The sequence below is a fragment of the Streptomyces aureocirculatus genome, from assembly GCF_000720475.1.
Lineage (GTDB): Bacteria > Actinomycetota > Actinomycetes > Streptomycetales > Streptomycetaceae > Streptomyces > Streptomyces aureocirculatus.
In genome coordinates this window covers 180613-201888 of record NZ_JOAP01000015.1, presented here as the reverse complement: position 1 = coordinate 201888, position 21276 = coordinate 180613, and the positions used below count along the sequence as shown (strand labels likewise).

The window sequence follows — 21276 nt, the reverse complement described above, 5'->3', positions numbered from 1 at the left end:
GCGGAGAGGTGATCGATGAGCGTCGCGGGACCCCCCGGCTCTGTGATGGACCGGGACGAGGTGGACCGTGCGCTGGTGCGGCTCGACGCCGAGCACGAGGCGATCGAGACGTCGCTCCTCGCCCTCCAGGACCACGCGGGCCGCCGCCTCCTCGAAGGCGCGAAGCTCACCGGCACCACCCAGGAGCGCTGGCTGGCCGCCGAACGCCAGATCACGCTCCTGTGGACGTACTTCGACGCGTACGCGGGCACGCTGCGCACCGCACGCGAGGTCCGTGAGCGCAGGCGCTGGCCCAACCGCGACGACCTCCAGGAGCTGACGCGGCTCCTTCGCGGGCAGAGCGTCACCGTCGCGGGCGGCTCGGCGTCCGGGGCCGCGCCGTCGATCACGGGCCCCGCGAAGCTCACCGAGCGCTTCACCCTCGAAGAGCTCGTCGCCCGTATGAACGATCTGTACGCGCACTCCCTTGACATGGTCGTCGCCGCCGACGCCGTGTGGTCCGCGCTGCCCGCCCGCATCGACCTGCTCGCCGCCGAACTCCAGCGCACCCGCAGGCTCGCGCACTCGGTGGGCGTGCGCCCCGGGGAACACCCCTCGGGGGACGACCTGGAGGACATCACGCACGAGCTGGCGGCCCTGCGCGAGCAGGTGATCTGCGACCCGCTGGCCTTCTGGCAGCCGGCCAAGGGCAGTTCGGCCCCCGGCGGCGGCCGCCCGCACACCGACCGCTACGACCACGCGGCCCGCGCCCTGGAGGACGTGCGCCGCGAGATCGACGCCGTGCTCACGGTCCGCCAGGACGCCGAGGCGCGTCTCGGCAGGCTGCGCGACCTGCTGTCCCGCGCGGACCGCACGCTCGCCGAGGCACGCTCCGCGCGCGGCGAGGTGCTCGCGAAGATCGCCGCCTCCGAGGTGCCCGCGGTCTCCGGGCCGCCCACGGCGCTCCAGGAGCAGTTGGCGATGGCCGCCGACTACCGCAGGAACGCCCAGTGGCACCGTCTCTCCCCGCTCCTTGAGTCCCTGGAGGAGAAGGCCGAGGACGAACTCCTGCGCGCCCGCGAGTCGCTGACCGCGGTGACCGCGCCGCTCGCGGTGCGCGCCGAACTGCGCGGCCGCCTCGACGCGTACAAGGCGAAGGTCGCCCGGCACGGCCTCGCCGAGGACCCGTTCCTGATCGAGCGGTACGACGCGGCGCGCCGCATGCTCTGGAGCGCGCCCTGTGACCTGCGCGTGGCCGAGCAGGCGGTCCTGCGCTATCAGCAGGCGGCGGCCGACGCGCTTGCGTCCAGGGTTTCGCAGCAGGGCGGGCCCACCGACCGGAGGGGGGAAGCATGAGTGAGCGGACCGGCGGACAGCAGCCCTGTCAGCGGCCCCAGTGCACGGGTTCGTACGAGGACGTGGGCGGCGGCGAACTGTACTGCGACACGTGCGGCCTAGCCCCCGTCGTGTCCGCGAGCGGCATGGTGGGCTCCCCGGCGACGGGCATCACGGTCGGCGGGCGCAGCGGACGGAGCGGGCGCAGCGCGCGTGGTTCGGCGAGCGTCGGCACCCGCGGCAGCACGCGTTCCTCGCGCTCCGCGTCGTCGCGCCGCTCCGTCTCGGGGCGGCTCTCGCGCTCCCTGTCGGGCAGGTCGGGGAGTACCTCGGCGCGCTCGGTGTCGGTGCGCAGCTCCGGCTTGGCGGCGGCCTCCTCCGGCCGCAGCGCGCTCGGCGTCGGCCTGGTCTCCGTACCGCAGGTGCCCCGACCCGACCCGCGCGGCGCGGTGCAGGAGAAGCCCGAGGTGCCCGAGAGGAAGCGCTTCTGCTCGCGCTCCGACTGCGGGGCGCCCGTGGGCCGCGCCCGCGGCGAACGCCCCGGGCGCACGGAGGGCTTCTGCACCAAGTGCGGCCACCCGTACTCGTTCGTGCCCAAACTGAACCCGGGTGACATCGTGCACGGCCAGTACGAGGTCGTGGGCTGCCTCGCGCACGGCGGGCTCGGCTGGGTGTACCTCGCCGTGGACCGCGCGGTGTCCGATCGCTGGGTGGTGCTCAAGGGCCTGCTCGACACGGGCGACCAGGACGCGATGGCCGCCGCGATCTCCGAGCGGCGCTTCCTCGCCGAGATCGAGCACGCCAACATCGTCCGCATCTACAACTTCGTCGAGCACCTGGACCAGCGCACCGGCTCCATGGACGGCTACATCGTCATGGAGTACGTCGGCGGCAAGTCCCTCAAGGAGATCGCCAACGGCCGCCGCACCGCGAGCGGCAAGCGCGATCCGCTGCCGGTGGAGCAGGCCTGCGCGTACGGCATCGAGGCCCTGGAGGCCCTCGGCCATCTGCACAGCCGCAACCTGCTGTACTGCGACTTCAAGGTCGACAACGCCATCCAGACCGAGGACCAGCTCAAGCTCATCGACATGGGCGCGGTCCGGCGGATGGACGACGACGAGTCGGCGATCTACGGCACGGTGGGGTACCAGGCCCCGGAGGTCTCCGAGGTCGGTCCCTCGGTGGCGTCGGACCTCTATACGGTCGCCCGCACCCTGGCCGTCCTCACCTTCGACTTCCAGGGGTACACGAACGTCTTCGCGGACTCCCTGCCCGACCCCGACAACATCGAGGTCTTCCGCACGTACGAGTCGTTCTACCGGCTGCTCGTGCGCGCCACGGACCCCGACCCGGCCCGCCGTTTCTCCTCCGCGCAGGAGATGGCCGAGCAACTGACCGGTGTGCTGCGGGAGGTCGTCGCGGTGCAGAGCGGTCGGCCGCGGCCCGCCCTTTCCACGCTGTTCGGCCCCGAAGTCAAGGTCACGGACACGGAGTTGTTCGCGGAACTCGCGGGCGAGGTGTCGGTCTTCGGGGCGCGCGGGCTCGGGACGCGAGACGGTTCCGGTACGCCGGGCGGCGTCGAGCTGCCGGGCCGGGGGGCTGTGAACGCGCTGGGGCTCCCCGCGCCCGGGGGGCCGTCCTCCGGTGCCGGTGCGCTGCTCGGCGGCGGCGGGGAAGGCTCGGGCTTCGGGGCTTCCGGGGGTGTGGGGGCCGTTGGGGCCGGAGCCGTTGGGGCTCTTGGGGCCGTTGGGGCTGTGGGGGCCGCCGGTGCCGGGCAGACCGGGCGGGCGCCTGGGGCCGGGGCGGCGGGTGTCACCCCCGCGTCCATGGTGCGTCCGCTGGACGCCGCGGCGGCTGCCCTCGCCCTGCCCGTGCCGCGGGTCGATCCGGGCGACCCCAACGCCGGTTTCCTCGCCGGGCTCGTGGACTCCGCGGGCAGCGAGCTGATCGCCGCGCTCGGGGCCGCGCCCGCCAACTCCCCCGAGCTGCGCCTGCGCGAGCTGCGCGCCCGCCTCACCATGACCGAACACGCCGCCGCCGCGCGGACCCTGGAGTCCCTGGAGATAGACCACCACGACGACTGGCGGGTGATCTGGTACCGGGGTGTCGCCTCGCTCACCACCGGCGACCACGAGATCGCCGCGCTCTCCTTCGACGCGGTGTACGACGCCTTCCCCGGCGAACCCGCCCCCAAGCTCGCCCTCGGCGTCTGCGCGGAGGTGCTCGGCCAGCTCGACAACGCCGCCGAGTACTACCGCCTGGTGTGGGCGACGGACCCGAGCTACGTCAGCGCCGCGTTCGGACTCGCCCGGGTGCAGCTCGCCGCGGGCGACCGGAGCGATGCCGTACGCACCCTGGAGTCGGTGCCGGAGTCCTCGATCCACTACACCGCGGCCCGGGTGGCGGCGGTGCGGGCGCGGCTGCGGCAGCGTATGAGGTTCGACACGGAGGCCGGGCCCGGGGCCCGGTTCCTGGACGACCTGACGGCCGCCGCGGGGCAGGTGGAGGCGCTCGCGGGCTTCGGCCTCGACGCGGTGCGCAGAGAGCGCCTGTCGACGGAAGTGCTCGGCACGGCGCTCGACTGGGTACTCTCCGTTAGCCACTCCGGCAGCCGTTCCGGCGGTGCCTCCGGGCCGTCGGCACCGGGTGCGGGGCATACGGGGACCGTGCTGCTCGGCAGCGAGCTGGACGAGCGCGGCCTCAGGTTCGGTCTCGAACGGTCGTACCGGACCCTTGCCCGGCTCGCACAGGGTGGCGAGGAAAGGATCGAACTGGTGGAACGGGCAAACCGTTTCCGCCCTCGGACGTGGGTGTGAAGATGTCGCAGATGCACCGACCAGCGGCCTTGTCGACGTGTCCAAGCTGTGAGGAGCCCCTGGAGTCGGGCGACTTGTTCTGCGGCGCGTGCGGGTACGACCTCTCCGCGGTTCCTGAGCCGCCGGTGGACCGCCCCACCCTCGCGATCAACGGGATGCCTCCGGGGCCGGCGTCGGCCGCGCCGCCGCCGCCTCAGCCTCCGGCCGCGTCTCCTGCCGTGGGTCCGGTTCCGGTTCCGGTTTCGGGTCCGGGTCCGGCTCCGGCTCCGGCTCCGGCTCCGGCTCCGGCTCCGGCTCCGGCTCCGGCTCCGGCTCCGGCTCCGGCTCCGGCTCCGGCCGAGTGGCCCGTGGCGCCCGAGGTGGACAGTTCCCATGTTCCGGCGCCGACCCACCGGTCCGCGGACCTGCCCGGCACCGACTCCGCGGGCGGTGACCTCGCGGGTGCCGTACCGGGGGCGTCGGAGCACGCGTCCCCAGGGCGGGCCGGGCAGGCCGCTCCCGGCGAGGCGCCCGCCGAGCCGGACGACTACCCGCTGCCCGCTCCCGCCGCCCCGGGAGCACCGCCCGCCGAAAGGACGGAGGCCGGGACGCCGACGCCGCCCGCGGGCACCAAACTCTGTGTCGCCTGCCGCTCCGGGCACGTCGCCCCGGACGGCTACTGCGAGAACTGCGGCCACGCACAGCCGCGCGAACGGGACCACATGGAGCAGGAACTCGACACCGTGGCGGCCGTCAGCGACCGCGGCCTCAGGCACCACCGCAACGAGGACGCCTTCACGATCTCCTCGACCGCGCTGCCGGACGGCTCGCCCGCCGTCGTCGCCATCGTCTGCGACGGCGTCTCCTCCGCGACCAGGCCCGACGAGGCCTCCATGGCCGCGTCCCGCGCCGCCGACCTCGCGCTCAAGGACTCCCTGCCGCGCGGTACGCACCCGCAACAGGCCATGCACGAGGCGATCGTCGCCGCCTCCGAGGCCGTCAACGCCCTCGCCGAGGAACCCCACGGGGCCCGCGAGCACCAGCCGCACCAGAACGCCCCCGCCTGCACCCTCGTCGGTGCCGTCGTCGCCGGTGGTCTGCTGGTCATCGGCTGGGTCGGCGACAGCCGCGCGTACTGGGTGCCGGCCGACCGCACGGCGCCGACCGTCCGCCTCACCGAGGATGACTCCTGGGCCGCCCAGATGGTCGCCGCGGGCCTCATGAACGAGGCCGAGGCCTACGCCGACGAGCGGGCCCATGCCATCACCGGCTGGCTCGGCGCGGACGCCTACGAACTGGAGCCGCACACCGCTTCCTTCAAACCGGACCGTCCGGGTGTAGTGGTGGTGTGCACCGACGGCCTGTGGAACTACGCGGAAGCGGCCGAGGAGATGGCCCGCGCCGTGCCCGCCGACGCCGCCCTGCGCCCACTGCACAGCGCCCGGGTGCTCGTCGGCCACGCCCTCGACGGCGGCGGCCACGACAACGTAACAGTGGCGGTCCTGCCGTTCCCGGTCGCGCCGCGGGGGGCAGGATCGGCCTAGCGCGGGCGGCGGTGGGGGGCACGACGTCCGGCGGCGCGGGGTCCGGCGGCACGAAGTCCGGCGGCACGAGGTCCGGTCTCACCAGGTCCGGTCTCACGAGGTCTGTGGAAGAAAGTCCTAGGGGGGAGCAACGTCCATGGCCATTTTCTCCAAGTCGAACGTTCCGCAGTTCACTGTGGACGTGTACCAGAACGAGTACCTGCCCGAAGGCGGCCGGGAGGTCAACGCGATCGCCACGGTCACCTCCACCGGCGGCGGCACGGTCGGCTCCGCGGTCGGCGCGCCCCACCTGTACTCCGCCGCCCAGGGCCCGGACGCCGCAGTCGCGATCATGGTCGACTGTTCGGGCTCCATGGACTACCCGCCGACGAAGATGCGCGGCGCCCGCGACGCCACCGCCGCCGCCGTCGACGCCGTACGCGACGGTGTCCACTTCGCCGTCATCGGCGGCACCCACATCGCCAAGGAGATCTACCCCGGCGGCGGCCGCCTCGCCGTCGCGAGCCCGCAGACGCGCGCCCAGGCCAAGGAGGCGCTGCGCAAACTCAGCGCGGGCGGCGGCACCGCCATCGGCACCTGGCTGCGCCTGGCCGACCGGCTCCTCGCCTCCGCCGACGTCGCCATCAGACACGGCATCCTGCTCACCGACGGCCGCAACGAACACGAGTCACCCGAGGATCTGCGCGCCTCCCTCGACGCCTGCGCGGGCCGGTTCACCTGTGACGCCCGCGGCGTCGGCACCGACTGGGAAGTGAAAGAGGTCACAGGCATCGCCTCGGCCCTGCTCGGCAGCGCCGACATCGTCGCCGACCCCGCGGGGCTCGCCGCCGACTTCACACAGATGATGGAGGCGGCCATGGGCAAGGAGGTCGCCGACGTCAGCCTGCGGCTGTGGACACCCATGGGCGTGGAGATCATGTACGTCAAGCAAGTGGCACCCACGGTCGAGGAGTTGACCGACCGCCGCACCGAGGCGGGTCCCCGTGCGGGCGACTACCCCACGGGGTCCTGGGGCGACGAGTCCCGTGACTACCACGTATGCGTCCGCGTCCCCGGTGCCGAGCTCGGCCAGGAGATGCTCGCGGCCCGGGTCTCGCTGGTCGTACCGGCCGCGGACGGCACCGTGCAGACCCTGTCCCAGGGCCTGGTCAGGGCGGTCTGGACGGATGACATGGCGTCCTCCACCTGCATCAATCCGCAGGTCGCGCACTACACAGGCCAGGCGGAACTGGCACAAGCCATCCAACAGGGTCTCGACGCCCGCAAATCGGGCGACTTCGACGGCGCAACGGCCAAGCTGGGCCGTGCCGTTCAGCTCGCGAGCGCCTCCGGCAACGAGGACACCGCCAAGCTCCTTTCCAAGGTGGTGGACGTGGTCGACGCCGCGACAGGTACTGTTCGATTGAAGGCGCGGGTCGCCGAGGCGGACGAGATGACGCTCGAAACGCGCTCGACGAAGACGGTCCGCGTGAAGAAGTAGTACGCCCTGCCGGTCCCGCGCCCGCGCCCGCGGAAGCAACGGAACGCAACGCAAGCAGTGCCTACGGCCCTCGGGCCGGAGAAGGAGAGGGGGAAGCGCCGACATGCCGACCTGCCCGAACGGACACCAGTCGGGTTCCGACGACTGGTGCGAGGTCTGCGGTCACCGCATGGCCGGTGCCGTACCTCCGCCGCCTCCCCCGCCGCCTCCGGCCGCTGGGTACGGGTATCCGCCGCCTGCGGGGGGCCAGCACGGTGGTCCCGGCCAGCCTGGTGGCCCCGGTCAGCCGGGGGGTCCCGGTCAGCCGGGGGGTCCCGGTCAGCCGGGGGGTCCCGCCCAGCACGGTGATCCTGGGCAGCACGGTGGCCCTGGTCAGCACGGTGGCCCCGGGCAGCCCGCCGGGTACGGATATCCGCCTGCGCCGGGGCAGCCTGGTGGTCCCGGCCAGCACGGTCCCGGTCAGCACGGTGGCCCCGGTGGGCCGGGGGGTCCTGGTCAGCCGGGTGGTCCCGGTCCGTATGGCGGCCCCGGTGGGCCCGGGGGCCCTGGTCAGCACGGGGGTCCGGGTGGTCCCGGCCAGCACGGTGGTCCCGTTGGTCCTGGCCAGCCCGGTGGTCCCGGTCAGCACGGAGGCCCCGGTGGTCCCGGCGGCCCGGGGCAGCCTGGTGGTCCCGGTCAGCACGGAGGTCCCGGCCAGCACGGGGGCCTGGGTGCTCCCGGCGGCCCGGGTCAGCCTGGCAGTCCCGGCCAGCACGGTGGTCCCGGTCAGCACGGTGGGCCTGGCCCGCACGGAGGCCCCGGTGGCCCCGGTCAGCCCGGCCGCCCGCATCTGTCCGCTGTCCCGGACCGCGGCGGCGAGCCCGAGCTCTGCCCCCAGTGCCGCACGCCCCGCGAGTCCAACGCCCCGTTCTGCGAGGAGTGCCGGTGGAACTTCCTGACGGGTACGGCCACGTCGTACACGCCTGCCGCGCCTAATCCGCCGCTGCCCACGAGCGGGCCCGGCGGCCCCGGGGGACCCGGTGGATTCGGTCCTGGTGGCCCTGGGGGCCCCGGTGGGCCTGGCGGGCCTGGCTTTGGTGGGCCCGGCGGGCACGGCCCCGGCCCCGGCGGCCCGGGCGGGCCCGGCTTTGGTGGACCTGGTCCCGGCGGTCCTGGTGGCCCCGGCCCCGGCAGCTCCGGTCCCGGCGGGCATGGCGGTCCCGGCAGCTCCGGCCCCGGCGGACACGGCCCCGGCCCCGGTGGGCCTGGCGGTCCCGGCGGCCAGCCGTTCCACCAGGGCCCTCCCCCGCCCCCTCCCGGCCCCGGCGGCCCCGGTGGCCCGGGCGGTCCCGGCGCCCCGGGTGGCCCGAACGGCCCCGGCGCTCCCGAAGGCGGCCGACCCGGCCCCGGCCAGGAAGGCCTCGACTACCAGGGCTCCCGCCCCTCACAGATGAACCGCCCGGCGGAGCCGATCCCGCCGTTCGGCAACGGCGGCGGCAACACCGGCGGCCCCAACAGCCCCGGCGGTCCCAACACCCCCGGCGGCCCGGGTGGCCCCGGCTCGAACCCACCCGGGGCCCCACAGGCCTTCCACCAGCAGGGCGGCCCCCCGGCACCCCCCGCGTACCCGCAGGAGACCACCGCGCCGCAGGGCCCGCCCCCGCCCGGCCAGGGCGGACCCGGCGGCCCGTCCGCGCAGCCCTTCGGCGGCGGAGGCGGCGGTGACGACTGGATGATCTCGCCCCCGTCGTCCACGGCCCCCGGCCAGGGCGGCCCCGGTGGTCAGGGCGGCCCCGGCCAGGGCGGACCCGGCGGCCCGGCGCAGCAGTCCCAGCAGCCCCAGCAGGGCTACCCCGGCCCTGGCCCCGGTCAGCAGCAGTCGCAGCCGCCGCCCCAGCCGCAGGGCCCGGGTACCTGGACGGCGACCATCGGTCCCGACCGTGAGTACTTCATGGCGATGATGCGGCGCAGCGGCCCCGAGGCCGCGGGTCTGAACCTGCCCGCGTACTCCCCGGAGCAGCAGCGTCCGATGATCGGCAACCAGATCACGATCGGCCGCCGCCGCCACTCCACCGGCGACACCCCCGACATCGACCTGGCGGTGCCGCCGGAGGACCCGGGCGTCTCGCACCAGCACGCGGTCCTGGTCCAGCAGCCGGACGGCAACTGGGCGGTCGTCGACCAGAACTCGACCAACGGAACCACGGTCAACGGTGGCGAGGAGCCCATCCAGCCCTTCGTCCCTGTCCCGCTCCAGGACGGTGACCGGGTGCATGTGGGCGCCTGGACGACGATCACCGTCCGCCGCGACTGAGACCGACCCCTACGGGGCCCCCGAAGGGCCGTACGCCCGGCGACCGCCTCACAGCGGCCAGGCGTACGGCCCTTCGGGGTCGTCCAGCCACGCCCACTCGTACTCTCCGCTGATGGTGACCCCGAAGCGCTCCCGCACGGGCCGCCGCTCCCGCTGCCACAGCGCGAGCGCCTCGTACGGATCGAGGCTGCCCGCGGTGAGTTCGAGCAGGAACCGGAACAGCTCGTTCTGCAGCGCGCGCCGGGGCAGCCCGCCGATGTGCTGCTCCGGCCGGGTCCGGCCGCTGCCGCCGCGCAGCGGCACGAAGTACGCGGGCGTGTGCAGGAAGCGCCCCTGAGCGTGCTCGGCGTCCGTGACCCGCAGGGCGATGAGCCCCGTCGCCAGCGGCGCGAGCACCCGCGCGCCCGGACGGCACTGCGCGAGCCAGGCCCGCGGCACCGCGTCCAGCGAGCAGGTCGCGATGATCCGGTCGAAGGGCGCCCGCTGCGGGCAGCCCCCGGCGCCGTCACCGGTGACCACGGCAGGCCGGTACCCGGCGGTCCTGAGGTGCTGCCGCGCGGACTCCGTGATGTCGGGGTCGAGGTCGACGGTCGTGACGCGCTCGTCCCCGAGCCGGTGGGCGAGCAGCGCCGCGTTGTAGCCCGTACCCGCGCCGATCTCCAGTACGTCGTGCCGGGCCCCGTCACCGACCGCGAGCTCCACCAGCATCTTGGCCATCAGCGAGGGCTGGCTGCTGGAGGAGACCAGCTCGCCGTCCCGTACCCGGGTCGCGAGCGGCGCGTCCGCGTACGCGCCGCGCAGCCACCGCGCCCGCCGTACCGGATCGGGGTCCTCGCCCCACAGCCGTTCGTACGCACCGGTCGTGCTCACGTAGTAGTACGGCACGAAGAGGTGGCGCGGCACCGCCTGGAACGCCTCCCGCCAGGCAGGATCGTGGTCCCAGGCCCCGCCGGCCTCGATCTCCCGCACCAGTGCGGCCCGCGCCTCGGCGGCCTGCGCGGGGTCGGGTTCCCTGCCGAGCGGAGCGTGCGCACCCATACCCCTACTGTGCTGCCCGTGGCCGCCCGATGCGAGTGGTCCTAAGCCTTCCGTCCTCGTCCGGCGTGTCTGAGACCATGGAGGGGTGAATGAGATCCCGCGCGGCACGCTTCAGGAGCAGACCTTCTACGAACAGGTCGGCGGCGAGGAGACCTTCAGGCGCCTGGTGCACGTGTTCTACCAGGGAGTCGCGGAGGACCCGCTGCTCCGGCCGATGTACCCGGAGGAGGATCTGGGCCCGGCCGAGGAGCGCCTCGCGCTGTTCCTGATGCAGTACTGGGGCGGCCCCCGCACCTACAGCGACAACCGCGGCCACCCGCGCCTTCGCATGCGCCACGCGCCCTTCACGGTCAACAGGGAGGCCCACGACGCCTGGCTCAAGCACATGCGCACAGCCGTCGACACCCTGAACCTCTCCGAGGAACACGAACACACCCTCTGGAGCTACCTCACCTACGCGGCAGCCTCCATGCTGAACACCCCCGACTGAGCCCGTCCCACCCGTTCCCGCTGTGGGCAGGCGTTCCCCAGGGCGGAACGGGTGGGCACAGCCCCGGCGTACGGCGCCGCTATGTGGGCGTGACGGAAAGCGCCCCGACCCCCGCCCGACGCAGGGCGACGGACCCGTAGGGCGTACGCAACCGCAGCCAGTGCCCGGCCGACAGCAGGTCGATGACGTCGCCCCGCAAGAACCCCAAGGCCTGCGCGGCATGCGCGGCCCGCACGGGCACCTCGGTCCCGCCCAGACACCGGGCCCAGATCTCCCGCCCCACCCGGTCCAGCTCACTCCGCACCCGCCGCTCAGGCGCCAACTCCTCGACCCGCGCCCGGAATTCGGCGACAGCCGCCTTCACCAGGGCCCGCACCTCCCCCATCGGGGGCAGCCCAGGTACCTGCCGCCACCCGCCCCGGGGCGGCAGCACCCCCGCCCACGGCGGCCCCGTGACGGCGGCGGGCACGACGACGGTCCCCGCCGTCTCCACGGACGTGTCCGCGTCCGCCACGCGCTCCAGCAACTCGCCCGCGGAGACGGTGATGTCGAGCGACTTGTCGAGTCCGTGCTCGTACGGTTTGGCGAGGCGCGCCGTACGAATGGCGAGCACCTCGAACGACGGCGGCCGTCCGAACACCGCGAGGGTGTCCCCCATGGCCTGCAGCCGCACCGCGGCCGCCTTGTCGTAATGGATCAGCCGGGCCAGGAAGGCGGCGAGATCCGCCGCTTCCCCGGCATCGGCGAGGTGCAGTCGCACGGTCATGCGACGAGCGCCCCCGAACCGCCCGCGCCCCGGACCGCCGCGGCGCCCACGGCTCCGGCGGCGTTCTCGGGGCGGTACTCCTCAAGGACGGCCCGCTCCTCGGCGGTGATCCGCCGCGGACGCTGCGCCTTCAGGTCGAAGGGCACGACGACCGTCGAGGCCCGTACGTACACCTGCCCGCCCGGCTCGGGGTCCTTTATCTCGTACGAGACCGTCAGCGAGGCGGCACCGATCTTCGTGACCCATGACTCGATGGTCACCGGCTCGTGCCGGTGCACCAATGGCCGCAGGTAGTCGATCTCGTGCCGCGCCACGACGGACCCGCCGGAGAACGAGGGCCCTTCGTCCTCGGTCGAGAGCCGGAACATGAAGTCGATCCGCGCCTCTTCCAGATACCGCAGGAAGACGGCGTTGTTGACGTGCCCGAAGGCGTCCATGTCCGACCACCGCAGTGGGCAGTTGTAGAGGTGTCGGGCCATGTCAGCCCCGGGTGAGCTTCTTGTACGTGGCGCGGTGCGGCCGGGCCGCGTCCGCGCCGAGGCGCTCGATCTTGTTCTTCTCGTACGACTCGAAGTTGCCCTCGAACCAGAACCACTTGGAGTCGCCCTCGTAGGCGAGGATGTGCGTGGCCACCCGGTCCAGGAACCACCGGTCGTGGGAGACGACGACCGCGCAGCCCGGGAACTCCAGGAGCGCGTTCTCCAGCGACGACAGGGTCTCGACGTCGAGGTCGTTGGTGGGCTCGTCGAGGAGCAGCAGGTTGCCGCCCTGCTTGAGGGTCAGCGCCAGGTTCAGCCGGTTGCGCTCACCGCCGGAGAGCACGCCCGCGGGCTTCTGCTGGTCCGGGCCCTTGAAGCCGAACGCGGAGACGTACGCGCGCGACGGCATCTCGACCTGGCCCACGTTGATGTAGTCCAGCTCGTCCGACACGACCGCCCAGAGCGTCTTCTTGGGGTCGATGTTGGAGCGGTTCTGGTCGACGTAGGAGATCTTGACGGTGTCGCCGACCTTGATGTTCCCGGAGTCCGGGGTCTCCAGGCCCTGGATCATCTTGAACAGCGTGGTCTTGCCGGCGCCGTTCGGGCCGATGACGCCCACGATGCCGTTGCGCGGCAGCGTGAACGACAGGTCGTCGATGAGCACCTTGTCGCCGAAGGCCTTGGAGAGGTTCTCGACCTCGACGACGATGTTGCCGAGGCGCGGGCCCGGCGGGATCTGGATCTCCTCGAAGTCCAGCTTCCGCATCTTGTCGGCCTCGGCGGCCATCTCCTCGTAGCGGGAGAGTCGCGCCTTGGACTTGGCCTGCCGTCCCTTGGCGTTGGAGCGGACCCAGTCCAGCTCTTCCTTCAGACGCTTCGCACGCTTGGCGTCCTTCTGGCCCTCGACCTTGAGGCGGGTGGCCTTCTTGTCGAGGTACGTGGAGTAGTTGCCCTCGTACGGGTGCGCGCGGCCGCGGTCCAGCTCGAGGATCCACTCGGCGACGTTGTCCAGGAAGTACCGGTCGTGGGTGACGGCGACGACGGTGCCGGGATACTTCGCGAGGTGCTGCTCCAGCCACTGCACGGACTCGGCGTCCAGGTGGTTGGTGGGCTCGTCGAGCAGCAGCAGGTCGGGCGCCTCCAGGAGCAGCTTGCACAGCGCGACGCGGCGGCGCTCACCACCGGAGAGGTTGGTGACGGCCCAGTCGCCGGGCGGGCAGCCGAGGGCGTCCATGGCCTGCTCGAGCTGGGTGTCCAGGTCCCACGCGTTCGCGTGGTCGAGGTCCTCCTGGAGCTTGCCCATCTCCTCCATGAGGGCGTCGGAGTAGTCCGTCGCCATCAGCTCGGCGACCTCGTTGAACCGCCTGAGCTTGCCCATGATCTCGGCGGCGCCGTCCTGCACGTTCTCCAGGACGGTCTTGGACTCGTCGAGCGGCGGCTCCTGCAGGAGCATGCCGACCGTGTAGCCGGGCGAAAGGAACGCGTCACCGTTCGACGGCTGCTCGATACCCGCCATGATCTTGAGCACCGTGGACTTACCGGCGCCGTTCGGACCCACGACACCGATCTTCGCGCCGGGCAGGAAGTTCAAGGTGACGTCGTCCAGGATCACCTTGTCGCCGTGCGCCTTGCGCGCCTTGCGCATGGTGTAGATGTACTCAGCCAAGAGGAACCGTCCGGCAATCAGTGTGTGGGCAGATACACCCCATCTTGCCTGACAGCCACCTCCCGGAGGAAACCAGTACTGGCCGGGGGTCGTGACCTGGACGTTCCCAGCACACCCCGGTAGCTGATCTGTCACCGACTGTCGACGACAGCCACTGCCGAGCAGCCTCGCACGGCCCAGGGACGGCCCGGCTTCGATGGCCGCCGACCTGCTTGAGCAGTCAGCGGAGTCACTGGCTCGCCAGCATGCCCCTGTTTATCAACCTGTCACTGACTGTCCGAGAGGGCGGGGTTTCCTCTCAGTCCGCGGGAGAGGGGGGTTCCCTCAGCCCTCGGGAGACGGGCCCCTCAGTCCTCGGACGAGGACGCTCGTGCCGCGCCCGTCGTGTCGTTCTTCCTGCGCAGGAAGAACACCGCGCCGCCGCCGACCACGACCATGACGGCCGCGATGCCCGCTATCAGAGGCGTCGCGTTCGATCCGCCGGTCTCGGCAAGGTCACCGCCCCCGGACGTACCGCCTGCCGAGGCGGGGCTCGGCTCGGACGCGGGCTGTGCCTTGCCGCCGACGTCGTCCGCGCTGCCCTCGGTCCTGCAGTCGAGGACTCCCGCGAACCTCTTCTGGAATCCGCCGGGTCCCGTGATCGTGAAGTCGTAGGCCTGGTCTTCCTGCAGCGGTATCGTCACCGTCCGCTTCGCACCGGCCTCGATGGTGTGCTCGGCCCCCATCAGGCGGAAGGTGAACGGGGCGTCTCCCTTGTTGCTCGCCGTGATGTCCACGCCACGGTCGGCGCAGTTCTTCTCCGCGGACAGCGCGGGTATCGCACCCTTCTGCGCCCAGTGGGCGGTCGCGACGGCGGACACCGTCGACTCGCTGGACCCCGCGAGTATCTGTGTCTGGCTGCGGGTCTCGGAGGTGAAGGCCCGTCCGACGGGCACGGTCGTCGACGCCTGCACCTCAAGGGCGGCCATGCCGTCCGGGCTGCCCTTCGGCACGTCGAAGAAGAGCCGACTGCCGTCGCGGGCCGCCTTGACCGGCTTGCCGTCCTTACCGACGACCCGCACGCCGCTCGCCGAGTCCGCGGGCGGTGTGACGGTCACGCTCTCCGCGCCGGTCCGCACGGTCACCGGGCCGATGCGCTCGCCCGCGCGCCCGGCGACGGCCGGCGGTTCCAGCGTCAGCGACGCCTTCGGTTCGGGACTGTTGTGGGCGCTGCGCTGGAGGTAGTCCGCGAGCTTCTCCGCCCGCGGGTCGACGGCCTGCACGTCGGCCTTGTCGGAATACCGCCAGATCGCCACCTGCGTGCCCGCCGCGGCCGCCTCCGCGGTGAGCGACTTCGCGCCCGCCTTGCGTGCGAGCTGCGCGAGGTCGTTCACCCGGGGGTAGGAGTGCTGGAGGATCCAGCGGATCTTGCCCGCGCGTGCGTTGCCGTTCAGGGACGTGCCGCGCCAGGGCGTCTCCCGGTACTTCGCGTCCTTCTGCGTGGGGTTGTGGACGTCGACGCAGTACGTCTGCAGGGTGCCGCCGTTGTCCACGGACATCTCGAAGAGGCCCGCGGGTATCCGCCGGCTGCCGCCGTCCTCCCGTATGACCGCCTGGCCGTGCGTCTTGAGGTCCATGAGGGTCGCACTCGCCCCGCCCCGGTACTGCGGGGTGTCCGCCACCGTGGCCGCGGCAGCGGGGACCGTCAGGCCGGCCAGGGCGAGCCCGGACACGGCCGCGACGGCGGCGAGGCGGCCCGCACCCCCGCGGCGCGGCGACGACTTGGCGAGCGCCTTGACCGCGGGGCGCTCCGAGAACGCAGAAAACACAGAAATCCCCTCCGGGCGGGACCCATTCACATGAGGGGGGACTGGCCCCGCCAGCAGATTCAACCGAGCAGATTCATCTGCCGATCGCCCCGTTCAGGCCTCAACCGCCACACGGAGCCACGCCCGGCATCCTAAGGACGTAGCGCATCGCGGTTCCCAGGAGTTCGGCCCGACAACCGATCCGAATCGGAATCGTTATCGATAACCCCCCTTCTGAGCTGGGTATATCGACAAATCAATGGTTCCGCTTCGATCTTCGACCGACCTCCGCACACCACTCTCACCCCACCGGTGCGGCGTCCTCACCGGACTTGTGCGGTCTCTTCACCCGACCGGGGCGGCGTCCAGCTCCCGCTCGGCCTCTTCCGAGTCCGCTTTCCCTTCCCCGCCCGTCTTCCGCGGCGGGGGCAGTTCGAACTCCGGCTCATCCGCCGCCTCTGGATCGGCACTTCGGTCCTGCTGGGAGAAGTGGGCCGGTTTGCCCGCGCGCCGGAACGCGGACGTACCTCGTGCGAGGTCGTGTCCGATCGCGTGGGCGTCGATGTCCGCGGACTGCCAGTGCTGCCCGCCCCGCTCCTCGTCCCGCACCCGCAAGCGCCCCCGCACGATCACCGGTTCGCCCACGGAGAGCGAGCCCTGCGCGTTGACGCCGAGCGCGCGCCTGGCCCACACCGTGAAGAAGTTGGTGTGCCCGTCCGACCAGGCGTTCCGTGTCCGGTCGAAGTGCCGTGCCGTCACCGCGATGCGGAAGCGCGTCACCGGTCCTGACGGCAGCTCACGGAACACCGGCGTCGTCGCCACGTTCCCCACCACCGTCACCATCGTGTCGTTCATGCCGACCCCTCCCTCGTCCCCGGTCGTGCGGGCCTGTCCCGCACGGCTTCGGCGACCGCGGATTCAGATTGCACCCCGCCGTGCCGAGCCCGCTGAGGCCTGTGTGCTACCGGCCGGTTGTGGACAACTCCGCCACCCGAAGGCGCACTTCCGCTTCCCCTCCCCCATCCGCGCCGCCGCTCCGCGCCGCCACCCCGCACCGCCGTTACGCGCCGCCCCGCACCCCCCTCCCGCCGTCGCGCCCCGCGCCTCCCCGCCCCCAGGGACCCTCACCCCCGCTGAGCCACCCGCACGTACTGCTCCCGCACCTCCCGGTACCGCAACAGCTCCGCCGCCACCGGATCGAGGACCCGGGCCCGACCGCACCCGGCAGCGGCCTCCCGCAGCCGCCGCTCGGCCTCGTAGCCGTACCGCCGTGCCGGACCGCGTGCCGCCATCCGGCTCGCCCACTCCACGAGGGGGCCGCCGACGATGCCCAGGACCATCAGGAGCACCGGGACGCCCAGGTTCGGCTCCGAGACCCCGACGATCTGCCCCATCAGCCACAGCCCGCCGACGACCTGAAGCATCGTCATCACGGCCTGCGCCAGGACCGCGACCGGCCACCATCCGGGCCGCGGTGGCCGCCCGCCCGGCAGTGCCGCCCGCAGGGCCAGCTCGTCGAGGGCTTCGGGCAGCCCCTGCGCGCCGCGCGCGGCCGCCTCCCGTACGGCCTGTCCCCAGGGTGTGGGCAGTCCGGTCGCCGCCGCGTCGGCCACGGTGCGTACGGCGTGCTCCACGCGCGCGCGTGCCGTGGCCTCCTTGTCCACCGGGGGCGGCACCACGTGCTTGCCGGTGTGGTAGGGGAAGCGCTTCGCCTCGTACCAGCGCCACAGCCGTAGCCAGGGCGCGGAGCAGGCCTTGTTCGCGTGTCTGCGCCAGGCACGCTCGGCGGCCTGGCCTGCCGCCACCGCGCCCACCGCCTCCCCGAGCCGGTCGGCGAACTCGTCGCGCGCCTCCTCGCTGAGCCCGATCGCGCCCCGCGCGGAGGCGGACCCCACCCCCGAGGCGTACACGGGCCGCAGGCGGGCCGCCGCGGCGTCCAGGTCCGCCTCGACGCGCCGCGCCGCGGCCCCCCGCTCGCGCGTGAACTGGCCGAGCGATTCACGCAGTTCACCGACGCCGTCACCGGTCAGCGCGGACAGCGCGAGCACGGTGGCGCCGGGTTCGCCGTGCTCACCGAGGGCGATGCCGTCCTCGTCGAGGAGCCGCCGCAGATCGTCGAGGACCAGGTCGGCGGCGTCTCCGGGGAGGCGGTCCATCTGATTGAGCACGATGAACATGACCTCGGCGTGGCCCGCCATGGGTCGCAGATAGCGCTCGTGCAGCATCGCGTCGGCGTACTTCTCGGGGTCGACGACCCAGATCACCGCGTCCACGAGCCCGAGGATCCGGTCGACGTGCTCGCGGTGGCCGTCGGCCGCCGAGTCGTGATCGGGCAGATCGACCAGTACGAGGCCCTGCAGCGCCTGCGCGTCGGGCCCCTGGAGGGGCCGTCTGCGCAGCCGCCCGGGGATGCCGAGCCGGTCGAGCAGCGGGGCGGCACCATCCGTCCAACTGCACCCGATGGGGGCGGCGGTCGTCGGTCTGCGGACGCCGGTCTCCGAGATCGCCACCCCGGCCAGCGCGTTGAACAGCGTCGACTTGCCGCTGCCGGTGGCACCCGCCAGGGCGACGACGGTGTGCCTGTCGGAAAGCCGCCGGCGCGCCGCGGCCTCGTCGAGCACCTGTCCGGCCTCCGCGAGCGTCGCGCTGTCGAGCCGCGCCCGGGACAGCCCGATGAGCTCACGCAGGGCCTCCAGACGGCCGCGCAAGGAGCCTTCGTAGGCGACGGTCGTGTGCGCCGAGGAGGTGGCGGCGCCGCTGTGCGAGGAGGAGCTGTACGAGGAGGACGATCCCGCGGCGTACGGGGATGACGTCCCTGCGTTGTACGAGGACGACGATCCCGCGTTGTACGAGGACGACGTTCCCTCGTACAAGGACGAGGACGCTGCCCCGGCGGTGTACGAAGGCGCTGACCCGGCGGTGCACGAGGACGACGCGTCGGCGGTGTACGTGGACGATGGCCCCGTGGCCGGTGGAAGGGCCGCCACCGGCCCGGCCGGGGGTTCGAGGGCGCGGGCCGCCCTGGCTCTCATGGCCGCCCGCAGCTCCCCGTCCGCGTCCGCGGCGGCTGTGCCGGGCGTCACCCTCCGGGCGATGAGACCGTCGTCCCAGACGACTTCGGCAGCCCGTTCACCGTGCCCCGCGCGGGTGCCGTTCTCGCCGTCCTGCCCGGCGCGGGCGGCGCGCGCCGCGCGGACGCCGGCGAGGTCGCCGGAACCCCCGGACTCCCCGGACTCCCGGGACTCATCGGGCTCCCCGGGTCCGGCAGTACCGGTGGTGCCCGCGGCGGCACGGGCGGCATGGGCGGCGGGCCCGGCGGAGTCCCCGGCCTCAGCCTCACCAGGACGCCCCTCGACGTGCCCCTCGCATCCAGCGCGATCGGCGCACGAGGAATCATCCGAACGAGAGGAATCATCCGTGCGATCAGCCTGATCCGTGAGGTCGGTGTGACCCGTGCGATCGCTGTGATCTGTGCGATCGCTGTGACCTGTGTGGTCGGTGTGGCCCGTGACGGCGGTCACCGCGGTCACCTCTCCTTCTGCAGTACGGACAGCGCGGCGATGAGTTCGGCCTGCGGCTCCGGGCTGACGTCGAGGGCGTCGAGGGGGGCCAGGCGCCGTTCCCGCTCCGCGCCGAGGACCTTGTCCAGGTAGTCGGCGAGGAGCCGGTTGCCGCGGTCACGCAGCCGCAGGGCACCGTGGGCGCCGATGCGCTCGGCCAGGGTCTCCCCCGCGGAGCGCGCCCGCCGCCCGCCGAGGACGGCGGTGGCGAGGAGCGCGGCGACGACGTCGGCGTCGGGCAGGGCGCCCTTGTCGACGCGGTCGAGGGCGCGCACCTCGTCCTCGGCGTGCTCCTCCAGTTCGCGCCGCCAGCGCCGCACGGCCACGCCGATGCGGTGTTCGGGTCTTTCGGCGTCTTCGTAAGGGGCCCTTTCGTAGCGGCCTTCGCGGCGGGCGAGTCCGGGGGCGCGGGCGGCTGGCTCGTGCCGCCAGGCGTCGTCGATGCGTTCGTCGGCGGCGGTGACCGCACACAGGAGCAGCGCTTCCAGGCTCTCGGAGATGGCGTCGAGGAGCTCGTCGGGGCCGCAGTCCAGCGGGTAGGCGCGCCAGCGTTTCAGGGCGTCGCCGGCGAGCACGGCACCTGCCCGCAGCCGGTCGCGTACGCGCGCGTGCTCCCGTTCGTAGGCGTCGTCGACGGCGGAGATGAGCCGCAGGGCGGCGGCGTACTGGGCGGCGACTGCGCCGGCCAGCTCCGGCATGCGGGCGTTCAGCGAACCGAGCACTCCGTAGGCGGTGCGTTCGATGACCTGCCTACGGGAGGACGGGTCCTGTGCGCGGTGGGCGAGCCAGACCCGGAGCGGCTCCACGGCGCTGGCGGGCAGCAGTCCGCCGCCGCCGGCCGACTCGGGCAGTTCGGGGACGGTGAAGCGGGGCACTTCGCCGAGTCCGGCCTTGGTGAGCAGGGCGCCGTACTGGCGTGACACCTCGCCGACGACCTGGTGCGGGACGCGGTCGAGGACGGTGACGAGGGTGGCGTCGTGCTCCTTGGCGGTGCGCAGCAGGTGCCAGGGCACGGCGTCGGCGTACCGGGAGGCCGTGGTGACCATGACCCACACGTCCGCGGCGCAGATCAGCTCGGCGGCCAGCACGCGGTTGTCGGCGAGGAGGGAGTCGACGTCGGGGGCGTCGAGGAGGGCGAGGCCGCGGGGCAGCGTGTCGGCGGTCTCGACGCGCAGCGCCCGGTCGTTGTCGCCGCCCGCCGCCGCGGCGGCCCTGTCGCGCCCGTCACCGTCCTTCCGGGTCACCCATACGCGCGTGAGGTGGGGCAGCACGCGCACTCCGGAGAACCAGTGCTGATCCTCCGGATGACACACCAGGACGGGCGTACGAGTGGTGGGGCGGAGCACGCCCGCCTCGCTGACCTGCCGCCCGACGAGGGAGTTCACGAGCGTCGACTTGCCGGCACCGGTGGAGCCCCCGACCACGGCCAGCAATGGCGCTTCGGGGGCCCGTAGCCGGGGCACCAGATAGTCGTCGAGCTGTGCGAGCAGCTCGTCCCGGTTGGCCCGCGCGCGTGGCGCCCCCGGCAGGGGGAGCGGAAAGCGTGCGGCGGCGACACGCTCACGCAGGGCGGAGAGCGCGTCAAGCAATTGAGGCCGTACGTCCAAGGTCGCCACATGCGAAGAATGCCCAATTTTGACGGCTTTCTGAAGCATATGGGCACCCCTGCGCGCCGATCGGACCACGCGCGAGGGGAGGGACGACTGGGGCGCAGGCATAACGAGTGCACAACACCCGGGGCGCCAGACGCCAAAAGCGATGCGAGATTCGCACCTGCCTGCGATTATCAGGATCGCTTCACCGAACCTCCACATCGCGCGGCGGAGGTGAAGCACCAGGGACAAGCCATCAGGAGCCCTATCCTTGTCCCCGGTCCATGGTCCACGGCCCCCGGCAGGGTCACGGACCAGGCCACACCGGGCTCCAGGCCACCGGCCGCCACCCGGCCCCCGTAGCTCAGTGGATAGAGCAGGCGCCTTCTAAGCGCTTGGCCGCAGGTTCGAGTCCTGCCGGGGGCGCACATAGCCTCTCACCTGCGGAAACGCGTGAGGGGCTCTTTTATGT

14 protein-coding genes and 1 tRNA gene are annotated in these 21276 nt (G+C 72.9%); 7 read left to right on the top strand and 8 right to left on the bottom strand.

Annotation, left to right across the window (positions count from 1 at the left end; all coding sequences use genetic code 11):
- The first annotated feature begins 15 nt into the window (after nucleotides 1–15).
- The 5 genes from IG78_RS0115995 to IG78_RS45785 all read left to right on the top strand — a co-directional run bounded on the left by IG78_RS0115995 (nucleotide 16) and on the right by IG78_RS45785 (nucleotide 9426).
- Nucleotides 16–1335: a coiled-coil domain-containing protein gene (locus IG78_RS0115995; protein WP_030563555.1), complete on the top strand. Its 1320-nt coding sequence runs from the start codon at nucleotides 16–18 to the stop codon at nucleotides 1333–1335.
- Nucleotides 1332–4130, top strand: coding sequence for a serine/threonine-protein kinase (locus tag IG78_RS0115985; protein WP_078964957.1), 2799 nt, complete (start codon nucleotides 1332–1334; stop codon nucleotides 4128–4130). Before IG78_RS0115995 ends, IG78_RS0115985 begins: the two co-directional genes overlap by 4 nt.
- Nucleotides 4131–4132: 2 nt before the next feature.
- Nucleotides 4133–5653 carry a PP2C family protein-serine/threonine phosphatase gene (locus IG78_RS0115980; RefSeq protein WP_030563549.1) on the top strand — a complete coding sequence of 507 codons (1521 nt, stop codon included), beginning with the start codon at nucleotides 4133–4135 and terminating at the stop codon, nucleotides 5651–5653.
- 136 nt (nucleotides 5654–5789) lie between these two features.
- Nucleotides 5790–7133 (top strand): vWA domain-containing protein, encoded by a 1344-nt coding sequence (locus tag IG78_RS0115975; protein ID WP_030563546.1) that lies wholly within the window; start codon nucleotides 5790–5792, stop codon nucleotides 7131–7133.
- 706 nt (nucleotides 7134–7839) lie between these two features.
- On the top strand, nucleotides 7840–9426 hold the full coding sequence (locus tag IG78_RS45785) for an FHA domain-containing protein (RefSeq protein ID WP_225882023.1): 1587 nt from the start codon (nucleotides 7840–7842) through the stop codon (nucleotides 9424–9426).
- A 48-nt stretch (nucleotides 9427–9474) separates the two neighbouring features.
- On the opposite strand, the gene IG78_RS0115955 is transcribed toward IG78_RS45785, so the two are convergent.
- On the bottom strand, nucleotides 9475–10464 hold the full coding sequence (locus IG78_RS0115955) for a methyltransferase domain-containing protein (protein WP_030563538.1): 990 nt from the start codon (nucleotides 10462–10464) through the stop codon (nucleotides 9475–9477).
- A gap of 85 nt (nucleotides 10465–10549) precedes the next feature.
- Between IG78_RS0115955 and IG78_RS0115950 the strand changes: the two genes are divergently transcribed.
- Complete coding sequence (locus IG78_RS0115950) at nucleotides 10550–10954, top strand: globin (protein WP_030563536.1); 405 nt, start codon at nucleotides 10550–10552, stop codon at nucleotides 10952–10954.
- A gap of 79 nt (nucleotides 10955–11033) precedes the next feature.
- On the opposite strand, the gene IG78_RS0115945 is transcribed toward IG78_RS0115950, so the two are convergent.
- The 7 genes from IG78_RS0115945 to IG78_RS0115915 all read right to left on the bottom strand — a co-directional run bounded on the left by IG78_RS0115945 (nucleotide 11034) and on the right by IG78_RS0115915 (nucleotide 20828).
- Complete coding sequence (locus tag IG78_RS0115945; RefSeq protein WP_030563534.1) at nucleotides 11034–11720, bottom strand: DUF8185 domain-containing protein; 687 nt, start codon at nucleotides 11718–11720, stop codon at nucleotides 11034–11036.
- Entirely contained in the window at nucleotides 11717–12199 is a 483-nt protein-coding gene (locus IG78_RS0115940; RefSeq protein WP_030563532.1) for an acyl-CoA thioesterase, read from the bottom strand. The genes IG78_RS0115945 and IG78_RS0115940 overlap by 4 nt, the downstream gene beginning before the upstream one ends.
- Before the next feature lies 1 nt (nucleotide 12200).
- Nucleotides 12201–13865: an energy-dependent translational throttle protein EttA gene (gene ettA, locus IG78_RS0115935; protein WP_078964953.1), complete on the bottom strand. Its 1665-nt coding sequence runs from the start codon at nucleotides 13863–13865 to the stop codon at nucleotides 12201–12203.
- 347 nt (nucleotides 13866–14212) lie between these two features.
- The gene (locus IG78_RS0115930) at nucleotides 14213–15673 is read right to left on the bottom strand and encodes an LAETG motif-containing sortase-dependent surface protein (RefSeq protein WP_078964951.1); all 1461 of its coding nucleotides are present in this window, start codon (nucleotides 15671–15673) and stop codon (nucleotides 14213–14215) included.
- 324 nt (nucleotides 15674–15997) lie between these two features.
- A complete protein-coding gene (locus IG78_RS0115925) occupies nucleotides 15998–16507 on the bottom strand; it encodes a single-stranded DNA-binding protein (RefSeq protein ID WP_078964949.1) in 510 nt (169 codons plus the stop codon).
- Between the two features lie 269 nt (nucleotides 16508–16776).
- The gene (locus IG78_RS0115920) at nucleotides 16777–19173 is read right to left on the bottom strand and encodes a YfjP family GTPase (protein WP_030563525.1); all 2397 of its coding nucleotides are present in this window, start codon (nucleotides 19171–19173) and stop codon (nucleotides 16777–16779) included.
- Nucleotides 19174–19178: 5 nt separating this feature from the next.
- On the bottom strand, nucleotides 19179–20828 hold the full coding sequence (locus tag IG78_RS0115915; RefSeq protein WP_030563523.1) for a dynamin family protein: 1650 nt from the start codon (nucleotides 20826–20828) through the stop codon (nucleotides 19179–19181).
- 329 nt (nucleotides 20829–21157) lie between these two features.
- Between IG78_RS0115915 and IG78_RS0115910 the strand changes: the two genes are divergently transcribed.
- Nucleotides 21158–21230, top strand: a tRNA-Arg gene (locus IG78_RS0115910).
- Nucleotides 21231–21276 lie beyond the last annotated feature (46 nt).

Excerpts from the sequence above, each read along its gene's own strand:
- IG78_RS0115995 (WP_030563555.1), top strand. The coding sequence starts at position 16 with ATGAGCGTCGCGGGACCCCCCGGCTCTGTGATGGACCGGGACGAGGTG.
- IG78_RS0115985 (WP_078964957.1), top strand. The coding sequence starts at position 1,332 with ATGAGTGAGCGGACCGGCGGACAGCAGCCCTGTCAGCGGCCCCAGTGC.
- IG78_RS0115980 (WP_030563549.1), top strand. The coding sequence starts at position 4,133 with ATGTCGCAGATGCACCGACCAGCGGCCTTGTCGACGTGTCCAAGCTGT.
- IG78_RS0115975 (WP_030563546.1), top strand. The coding sequence starts at position 5,790 with ATGGCCATTTTCTCCAAGTCGAACGTTCCGCAGTTCACTGTGGACGTG.
- IG78_RS0115955 (WP_030563538.1), bottom strand. The coding sequence starts at position 10,464 with ATGGGTGCGCACGCTCCGCTCGGCAGGGAACCCGACCCCGCGCAGGCC.
- IG78_RS0115945 (WP_030563534.1), bottom strand. The coding sequence starts at position 11,720 with ATGACCGTGCGACTGCACCTCGCCGATGCCGGGGAAGCGGCGGATCTC.
- IG78_RS0115940 (WP_030563532.1), bottom strand. The coding sequence starts at position 12,199 with ATGGCCCGACACCTCTACAACTGCCCACTGCGGTGGTCGGACATGGAC.
- IG78_RS0115925 (WP_078964949.1), bottom strand. The coding sequence starts at position 16,507 with ATGAACGACACGATGGTGACGGTGGTGGGGAACGTGGCGACGACGCCG.